The sequence below is a fragment of the Rhizobacter sp. P5_C2 genome (assembly GCF_054049715.1).
On the sequence record NZ_JBFULV010000181.1, the window covers coordinates 1 to 6,941 of the forward strand.

The following is a 6,941-nucleotide window of genomic DNA, read 5'->3' on the forward strand; positions in this document are numbered from 1 at the left end:
GCTGAAATCGGGCCCGCCGAGCTGCATCAGCGCCTGCGTCTGCTGTGCCTGCACGCCGGCGAGCGTGCCGCGCAGCGCGGCGAGCTGGGCCGATTCGGCGGCGGCGGCGGACAACGGCACCGAGGTCGCGGCCTGCATCAGCCCGTCGAGCGCACCCAGCCGCTGCGCGCTGGCCTGGCCGGCCCGCCGCAGGTCGAGCAGCGTGCGGCTTTCTTCGTCGGCACGCCGGCTCAGCGTCGCGATGCTGGCCTGCATCGTGTCGTTGAGCGACGCCGCGCGCGGCTGGCCGGCGTTCGCGAGCTCGACGCGGCGCGCCAGCAACCGCAGCGTGTCGGGCTGGAACAGCGGCAGCACCCCGAACGACGGCGCACCGGCCGGCACGTTGCGCGCCGACTCGGCCCAGCGCGCGAGCTGCACCGACGCGCGCGGGTCGATCGCCTCGTTCGGGCCGCGCGGCGGGTCGACCTGGGCCAGCCCGGCCGACACCATCAGGCTCGCAAGATCGCTGACCGGCAGCTCGCGCACGCCGGCCAGCAACTGGCCGAACGCATCGCGCTGCTGTGCGGCCGTCATGCCGGCAGCGCCGTTCGCGGCGGCGGCGCGGCGCGGTGCCGCCTTCGGGCTGCCGGCCTGCGAGGCGGCGTAGTTCTCCAGCAGCTCCAGCACCTCCTGCCAGCCCTGCGGATCCTGCTCGAAGGCCTGTGGCGGCAGGCGCTCGATCTCGCGCACCAGTTCGTCGATCTCCGGATCGCCGGCTGCACGCGCCCAGGCGCAGCAGCCGAGCATCGCGGCCACGAACAGCAGCCGAGGCACCATCACAAAATCCCCTCTTCCTTGAAGCGTGCCAGGGTGAGCTGCATGCCGCGCTGGTAGCCGTGCTCCTCGATCAGCGCGGTGCGGATCGCCGCCTCGCGCGGGTGCGAGGTGTTCATCACGTACTGCTCCGGTTCCACCACCAGGTTGACGATCTTCGCGACGCCCAGCTCCTGCTGCACCAGGAAGGCCTGGCGCTTCGGGATCAGCGAGCGGATCGCCTCGCATTCGCCCGCCTGCAGGAACGGGAAGGTCTCGCGGTACAGCGCGTCGTCCATCTTCGGGTCGGACATGAAGACGAAGGTGCTGGCCGCGCTGCGCACCGCGGCCCAGCTGTCGCTGCGCAGCAGTTCCTCGGGTGATTGCGTCCACAGCTGCACGCCGGCGCCCCACTTGCCCCAGGTGCGCACCTTGGCCACCAGGTACTCGGCGAACGACTTCAGCCGCAGCGCGTGGTGGCATTCGTCGACGTGCAGCTCCTTTGGAATGCCGCGCTTGGCCGGGTCCTCGAAGGTGCGGGTGATGCGGTAGAACAGCTCCAGCAGCAGCGGGCGCATCGCGTTCTCGTCGTCGCGCACCGCCTGCAGGTTGTAGACGCCGACGCGCTTGTCCAGCCCGCCGGCCGAGTCGACGGTGGCGCCGAACAGCGGCGCGTAGCGGCCGGCCATCTGCGGGTCGGTGCCGCGCGTCCAGCGGGTGAACTTCTGTGCCAGCTGCATCGGCATGTGGGCCACCAGCGAATCGAGCGTGCGCATCGAGGTCGGCAGCAGCAGCGTCTTGCGGATCGCGCCGTCCAGGTACTCCTGCTCGTTGTGGGCGAGCTGCTGCAGCAGCGGGTCGTCGTTGGCCTGCATCATCTCGACCAGCAGCTCGGTCATGTGCACGACGAAGCCGATGTCGTGCACGCCCTGGTAGTTGACGAACGGGTTCAGCCCGTGGCGGCCGTCGGCGGTGACGCGGAAGATGCCGCCGTCGTCGCCGAAGGCCTGTGCCAGCGTCTCGGTGCCGGGATCGATGTCGATCGCGCGGATCACGCCGCCGTACTTCAGGAAGTGCGTCGCGAGCGTGTTCTTCAGGAAGGTCTTGCCGCTGCGGATCGGGCCGATCCCGACCAGCATCGCGCGCCCGCCGATGAAGTTGCTGAAGAAGAACGGCCGGCCGTCGCGGCTCTCGAGCACGTACTGCGCCTCCTCGCCGCCCAGGTCCTCGACGCAGGGCTGGCCGAGCGCGCTCTGGTACAGCAGCGCGGCGGCGGCGCTCTGCGTGCCGTTGAGCACCATGTCGCGCATGCTCTTGTGCTGGCCGCCGGGCTGCATGGTCTGGTACGCGTAGGGCAGGTCGACGCCCTCCCACACCAGCGAGAGGCCGACGTTCGAGCAGGCGCGGTCGAGCGACAGCACCGTCTCGCGCAACTGCACCGGGTCGGGGTGGAAGGCGGCGACGAAGCTGTGGCCCTGGCCCCAGGTCTCGTCGAGCGCCTCGGCCTCGCCGAGCTCGGCGATCTTGTCGGCGATGGCCGGCTTCATCGTCGCCTGCTTCTCGTACAGCGAGCGCTCGCGGCCCTGCAGCACGTCCCACGGGCTGATCGCGCTGCGCTCCAGCTCGGTCTGCTTGTTGCGGAACAGCATCGAGCGCTTGAACTCGCTGAACGGCGTGAAGCGGTGCATCAGCAGGTAGTTGCCGCGCAGCCGCGCCGGCGAGTCGTCGCCATGGCCCCACAGCCCTTCGCGCACCGGGCTGCCGAGCCGGCTGACGGCGCCGATCTTCACGTACTGGTGCTCGGCGTCGTCGATCTTCAGCACGTCCATGTTGTGCACGCGCAGGTGGCGCACGTCGCCGCTCGACAGGAAGTGGTCCCAGTTGCTCTCGGGCGGCGTCTCGTGGCGCGCGGTGTCGAGGCGGCGCGGCTGCAGCGTCGCGAGGAAGCGCATGTGCGCCCACAGCTCGTCGATGCCGAGCTGCTCGACGCCCATGATCCCGGACCACTTGGCCACCAGCACCGAGAGCGCGTCCTTCAGCATCCACGACTGGCGCTCCAGCTGCTCGGCGAGGTAGAGCAGCGCGCCGTCCTTGCCGAGCGTCTGCTTCACCATGCGGCGACTCGCACCGCTGACCGGCGACATGGCCAGGTGCTTGACGAGGCCGGCGACGTCGAGCTTGTTGGAGTTCTCGCCCGCCTGCACCTCGAAGTAGTGCACCAGGCGCGAATTGCAGAGGTCGCGGCCGTTCAGGAAGGCCTCGCGCTGCTTCGACATCAGGTCGCTGATCGGGTGCTCGCGGCGCAGCAGCGAGACTTTCGCGCCCTCGAAGTGCGCGAAGTACTGCGTGACCGCGATCGCCTTCGGCAGCGCGCCGTAGATCACGCGGGCGATGTGCGTCATGCCCTGGTGGTCGATGGCGGCCATGCCGTCGGGGTCGCGCCCCGACAGCTCGATCGCCCCGATCAGCGAGCCGGTCTTGGTGAGCACGAAGCCGTTGTACACACCGTAGGCGGTGTGCAGGTCCAGCACCGAGCCGATCTTGTCCCTGGCACCCATGGCCGGTCGCGTCCGTGGGGTTACAGCGTGATGTTGCCGGCGCCGCCGAACTGTGCGATCCACAGTGCGGCGTTCATGATCGCGATGCCGGCGACCACCACCCGCAGCACCGGGCCGAAGATGCCGTCCTTGGGCGCGAACACCCAGGTGCAGAAGGCCGCGACGATCGAGACCACGACCACCGCCTTGCCGAACGGCCCGGTCATGAAGTTGGCGAAGGCCTGCAGGAAGGTGCGCAGGCTGTCGAAGTTGGCGGCGGTGGCCTGCGCATGGGCAGACGCGCTGAGCAGCGACAGCAGCACACCGGACAGCGGGGCAGCGGCACGCTGCACAAAGGAATTGACACGCATGGAAGGAACTCCTGTGGTTTTCACTTGTTGAAGGGGACGATGACGACGCGGCGCGGGTTGCGCGCACAGGCCGACCAGCGGACCGGGCGGCCCACCGAGCGCTGCCAGGCGAGCAGCGCGCGCGGGTCGTCGTTGTAGATCGCGAACAGCACGCCGAACAGCAGGCCGCCCATCGCGAACGCGAAGACGAACGGGATCTGCGTGAGCATCGCGACCGTCAGCACTGCCGCGCCGATGAACTGCTTGCTGGGGATGCCCCAGATCGTGTTCTCCCGCGCGAAGATCTTCACCTCCTGCAGGCTGCGGTCGGTCTTCGCTGTCTTCTCTGCCATGGCGTCTTGCTCCGGGGGTCAGGCCACGTGAGCTATCGCGAGAGGCATGCCATGGCGACCGGTGGCCGGATTGCCGGACGGCGATGCGCGGCAAGCCCTTGATTTGTCTTGTGAATCGCGCAGACGGCAGGTGGTCCATGGCGTGGATGCGGGGGTCATCGACGTGCAGCACTTCGCACTGCCTCGCAGCGCGCGTGCGGACGCCCGCACGCTGCACCCCCTCCCCGTTCGCCCTGAGCCTGTCGAAGGGCCTGCTCGCGTGGCGCGACGGCTTCGACAAGCTCAGCCCGAACGGGGGAGTGGGGTACGGCCCGAACGAAGAGTGAGGCTCAGCTGCCGCAGCGCGCCAGCGCGGCCCGAACCTCGGCCGGGTCGAGCTGGCCCGGTGCGAGGCCGACACGGGCCTGCAGGTCGACCAGGATCGCAAGCGAGCGCCTGTAGTGCTCGCAGCTCTCGCGCGGCGCGCTGCGCGAAAGCGCGCGGCCCAGGTGAAAGTGACTGCGCCCCTGGATGCGCAGCGCCGCGACATCGGCCCGCGCGCCCGGCGACAGCGATTGGAACACCGCGATCGACTCGCGCGCCGCGCGGGCGCTGCCCGGCAGGTCGCCGCCCTCGTACAGCGCGCCGCTCAGGTTGTTGCTGGCCAGTGCCAGCGCCTGGCGGGCGTCCATGTTGTCGGGATCCAGCCGTGTCAGTTCTGCCAGCAGCGCAGTGCCCCGCCGGTAGGCGGCGATCGCCTGCGCCGGCTGCTTCACGCGCAGCAGTGTCACGCCCAGGTTCAGGTGCTCGCTCGCCGCATAGCGCATGTAGCTGCTGTTGCGCGGCTCGCGGTCGAGCAACTGCTGCTTCAGCCGCATCGAGGCCTCGAACGATTGCAGCGCCAGCCGGCCGCTCGCCAGGCTGTCGTCGCGCTGCGCCAGGTACTGGCCGCGCAGGTCGTGCCACACCGACAGGCTCATCACCGCCTCGCGGTCATCCGGTTGACGCCGCACGACCTCGCTGAGCGCGCTGAACTCCAGCTCGGCGGCCTGCAGGTAGGCGGGAAAGTCGCCGGCGTAGAACTTCAGCTGGCTCAGCTGGCCGTGCATCGCCGCCAGCAGCGACGTGAAATCGGCCTCGCCCGGGTGCGCATCGACCAGCGCTTGCGCGAGCACGATGCCGGCGCGCAGCATCGCATCGGCCTGTGCCAGCTCGCCCAGCGAATCCGACAGCGCGCCCAGCCGCTTGTGCACCACCACCAGCTCGCGCTGCGCCGCATCGCGCGCGGTGCCCGGCACGGCTGCCGCGACCACGGCGGTCAGCAACCCGCGCGCGCGAAGGTAGCTGCGGCGCGCCCCTTCCGGGTCGCCCAGGTTGGCGCCGAACGGCTGGCCCTGGATGTCGCCGACCTTGCGGTAGCCGGCCGCGATCTCGGTGCGCAGGCCGGTGTCCTCCGCCGGATCGGTGGACGGATCCTCGCTCAGCTCGTTCAGGTAGCGCAGCGCATGCTCGACCACCAGCTTGCGCGCCGGCGTGGCGCCGGGCAGGTTCTGGATCGCGTCGTGCACGTCGAAGATCAGCACGCGGCCGAGCGCGCGCACGTTCGCGAAATGCTGCTCGGCGCGGGCGCGCTGGTGCTGCGCGCGCTGCGTCTCGTGCACCATCAGCGCCAGGCCGGCCGCGAGCGCCAGGTTGGCCAGCAGCGCCGCGCCGACCGCGCTGCGGTGGCGCAGCACGAAGCGGCGCACGCGGCCGTGCAGCCCGCCGCTGCGTGCCTGCACCGGCAGGCCTTCGAGGCAGCGGAACAACTCCTCCGACAGCGCCTGCGCCGACGCATAGCGCTGCGCCGGCTCCTTTTGCAGCGCCTTGCGCACCACCGCCTCCAGGTCGCGGTCGATGCGCGCGCCGGTGGGCGGCGGCTCGCGCTCGCAGACCTCGTGCGCGAGCGCATGCGCCGCCTGCTCGCGGTACGGGCTGCGGCCGGCCAGCAGCCGGTACAGCAGCAGGCCGAGCGCGTAGACATCGCTGGCCGGCGTCAGCGGCAGGCCGCGCACCTGCTCCGGGCTGGCGCACGAGAGCGTCATCGCCGAAGCCGCCGGCTCGCCGATGTGCCGCGCGATGCCGAAGTCGACCAGGTGCAGTTCACCAGTCGCGCCGACCAGCAGGTTCTCCGGCTTCAGGTCGGCGTGCACGATGCCCTGCTGGTGCAGGTAGTGCACGACCTCGCAGACCTCGCGCATCAGCCGCAGCCGCGCCGGCAGGTCGAGGCCGGCGCGCTCGCAGTGGCGGGTGATCGGCTCGCCGTCGACCAGCGCCATCGCGAACCAGGGCAGGTCGGTCGCGGCGACGCCGGCATCGAGCAGCTTCGCGAGCTGCGGGTGGTCGAGGCCGGCGACGATGCGCTGCTCGCGGCGGAAGCGCTCCAACGCTTCGGGCGATGCGGCGCCGTCGGCCTGCGTCGCCAGCTTGATCGCGACCTGCTGCTCGTACTGCCCGTCGTCGCGCGCCGCGCGCCACACCTCGCCCATGCCGCCGCGGCCGAGCGGCGCGACCAGCCGGTACGGGCCGAAACGCTGGCCGGTGAGGGCGGTCGGCGCGCGTTCCATGGCTTGTTCGTCAGACCTTCTCAGGGGCAGCGCTGCAGCGCCTCGCGCGCCGCGTCCGGGCCGATGTCGGTCGGGTCGAGCAGGCGCTTCACGTCCTCGAACATCGGCAGGCTCTGCCGGTAGCGGGCGCAGGCGTCGGCGTTGTCGCCCTGCGCGCGCAGCGCCTGGCCGAGCTGGTAGTACGCGAGGCCATGCAGGTAGTGCGTGACGATGTCGCGCCGGATGCCGTCGGGCAGCGCCTCGAAGGTGGCGACCGCGGCAGCCGCCGTGCTGCGGCTGCCCGCTACGTCGCCGGCGGCGAGCTGCGCCTCGCTGAGCCGCACC

7 protein-coding genes are annotated in these 6,941 nt (G+C 71.0%); 1 reads left to right on the plus strand and 6 read right to left on the minus strand.

Going from position 1 to position 6,941, the window contains the following annotated elements:
• The 4 genes from ACXJLU_RS32185 to ACXJLU_RS32200 all read right to left on the minus strand — a co-directional run.
• Positions 1–816, minus strand: an 816-nt coding sequence (locus tag ACXJLU_RS32185) for a hypothetical protein (RefSeq protein WP_457337812.1), incomplete at its 3' end; no start/stop codon positions are given.
• Positions 816–3,350 (minus strand): VirB4 family type IV secretion system protein, encoded by a 2,535-nt coding sequence (locus ACXJLU_RS32190; RefSeq protein WP_457337813.1) that lies wholly within the window; start codon positions 3,348–3,350, stop codon positions 816–818. The genes ACXJLU_RS32185 and ACXJLU_RS32190, both read right to left, overlap by 1 nt.
• Positions 3,351–3,370: 20 nt before the next feature.
• Positions 3,371–3,700 (minus strand): TrbC/VirB2 family protein, encoded by a 330-nt coding sequence (locus ACXJLU_RS32195; RefSeq protein ID WP_457337814.1) that lies wholly within the window; start codon positions 3,698–3,700, stop codon positions 3,371–3,373.
• Positions 3,701–3,720: 20 nt separating this feature from the next.
• Entirely contained in the window at positions 3,721–4,032 is a 312-nt protein-coding gene (locus tag ACXJLU_RS32200) for a hypothetical protein (RefSeq protein WP_073468863.1), read from the minus strand.
• Between the two features lie 194 nt (positions 4,033–4,226).
• On the opposite strand from ACXJLU_RS32200, the gene ACXJLU_RS32205 reads away from it, so the two are divergent.
• Positions 4,227–4,358 (plus strand): hypothetical protein, encoded by a 132-nt coding sequence (locus tag ACXJLU_RS32205; protein WP_457337815.1) that lies wholly within the window; start codon positions 4,227–4,229, stop codon positions 4,356–4,358.
• 3 nt (positions 4,359–4,361) lie between these two features.
• Here ACXJLU_RS32205 and ACXJLU_RS32210 read toward each other — a convergent pair whose 3' ends face one another.
• A complete protein-coding gene (locus ACXJLU_RS32210) occupies positions 4,362–6,617 on the minus strand; it encodes a serine/threonine protein kinase (protein ID WP_457337816.1) in 2,256 nt (751 codons plus the stop codon).
• A 20-nt stretch (positions 6,618–6,637) separates the two neighbouring features.
• The coding region (locus tag ACXJLU_RS32215) for a hypothetical protein (RefSeq protein WP_457337817.1) at positions 6,638–6,941 on the minus strand (304 nt) is incomplete at its 5' end.

What these genes read in the sequence shown, in the direction of transcription:
- ACXJLU_RS32195 (WP_457337814.1), bottom strand. Translation starts at nt 3,700, where the DNA reads ATGCGTGTCAATTCCTTTGTGCAGCGTGCCGCTGCCCCGCTGTCCGGT.
- ACXJLU_RS32210 (WP_457337816.1), bottom strand. Translation starts at nt 6,617, where the DNA reads ATGGAACGCGCGCCGACCGCCCTCACCGGCCAGCGTTTCGGCCCGTAC.
- ACXJLU_RS32200 (WP_073468863.1), bottom strand. Translation starts at nt 4,032, where the DNA reads ATGGCAGAGAAGACAGCGAAGACCGACCGCAGCCTGCAGGAGGTGAAG.
- ACXJLU_RS32190 (WP_457337813.1), bottom strand. Translation starts at nt 3,350, where the DNA reads ATGGGTGCCAGGGACAAGATCGGCTCGGTGCTGGACCTGCACACCGCC.